This is a genomic window from Streptomyces malachitofuscus (genome assembly GCF_055571035.1).
Genome location: NZ_JBVIGA010000075.1, coordinates 1 through 1453, shown reverse-complemented (window position 1 = coordinate 1453; position 1453 = coordinate 1). Strand labels below are relative to the sequence as shown.

1 protein-coding gene and 1 pseudogene are annotated in these 1453 nt (G+C 66.6%); both read right to left on the bottom strand.

From position 1 onward, the window contains the following. A partial coding sequence (locus ACZ44S_RS39105; RefSeq protein WP_466938273.1) for an alpha-amylase family glycosyl hydrolase occupies positions 1–989 on the bottom strand: 989 nt, incomplete at its 3' end. Continuing rightward, positions 986–1453, bottom strand: a pseudogene (locus ACZ44S_RS39100) (alpha-1,4-glucan--maltose-1-phosphate maltosyltransferase); the annotation flags it as partial. The pseudogene ACZ44S_RS39100 and the gene ACZ44S_RS39105, both read right to left, overlap by 4 nt.

Sequence of the window (1453 nt, the reverse complement as noted above, 5' to 3'; positions counted from 1 at the left end):
TCGTGGTTGCGCAGGAAGATGCCCCACTGGCAGCCGGAGGGGATGGCCGGGGTCTTGGCGAGGATCTCGGAGACGGGGTAGCGGGACTCGCGGCGCACGGCCATGAAGATGCGGGGCATGACGGGGAAGTGGAAGGCCATGTGGCACTCGTCGCCGCCGGCGGCGTAGTCGCCGAAGTAGTCGACGACGTCCTCCGGCCACTGGTTGGCCTCCGCCAGCACCACCGTGTCCGGGTAGTGCGTGTCGATCTCCTTGCGCACCCGCTTGAGGAACGCATGGGTCTCCGGGAGGTTCTCGCAGTTCGTCCCCTCCCGCTGGTACAGGTAGGGCACCGCGTCCAGCCGGAACCCGTCGATCCCCAGGTCCAGCCAGAACTTCAGCGCGGAGATCATCTCCTCCTGCACCGCCGGGTTCTCGTAGTTCAGGTCCGGCTGGTGCGAGAAGAAGCGGTGCCAGTAGTACTGCTTGCGTACGGGGTCGTACGTCCAGTTGGAGGCCTCGGTGTCGACGAAGATGATCCGCGCGTCCTGGAACTGCTTGTCGTCGTCGGCCCACACGTAGTAGTCGCCGTACGGTCCGTCGGGATCCTTCCTCGACTCCTGGAACCACGGATGCTGGTCGCTGGTGTGGTTCATGACGAAGTCGATGATCACGCGCATGCCGCGCTGGTGCGCGGAGTCGACGAACTCGACGAAGTCGGCGAGGTCGCCGAACTCGGGCAGCACGGCGGTGTAGTCGGCGACGTCGTAGCCGCCGTCGCGCAGGGGCGACTTGAAGAAGGGCGGCAGCCACAGGCAGTCGACGCCCAGCCACTGCAGGTAGTCCAGCTTGGCGGTCAGACCCTTCAGGTCGCCGACGCCGTCACCGTTGCTGTCCTGGAAGGAGCGGACCAGGACCTCGTAGAAGACGGCTCGTTTGAACCAGTCGGGGTCCCGGTCCTTGGCGGGGGTGTCCTCGAAGGTGTCCGGGACGGGCTCGTTGACGATCATGTGGTGGGTGACCCTCCGATCTGCGGGGTGGACGGTCGCAGAACCCTGCCGTGCGCGTCGGGGAGCCCTTCCCCGGACCCCTGGCCGACGACGAGTACATGTGCCCCGCCCGGGCCGAGGCGCACATAGTTGGCCCTGCCCCATGAATAGACCTCGCCGGTGAGCTCGTCGCGCACCGGTACCGACTCGTGCCAGTCCAGGCCGAGTTGCGGCATGTCCAACGAGACCGTGGCCTCCTGGGTGTGGTGGGGGTCGAGGTTGGCGACCACCAGAACCGTGTTCGAACCCTTCCGCTTCGAGTACGCGATGACCGCCTCCTGATCCGCGTGGTGGAAGTGCAGGTCGCGCAGTTGCCGCAGGGCGGGATTGTCCCGGCGGATGGTGTTGAGCCGGGTGATGAGGGGGGTGATGGTGTTGCCCTCGCGTTCGGCGGTGTCCCAGTCGCGGGGGCGGAGCTGGTACTT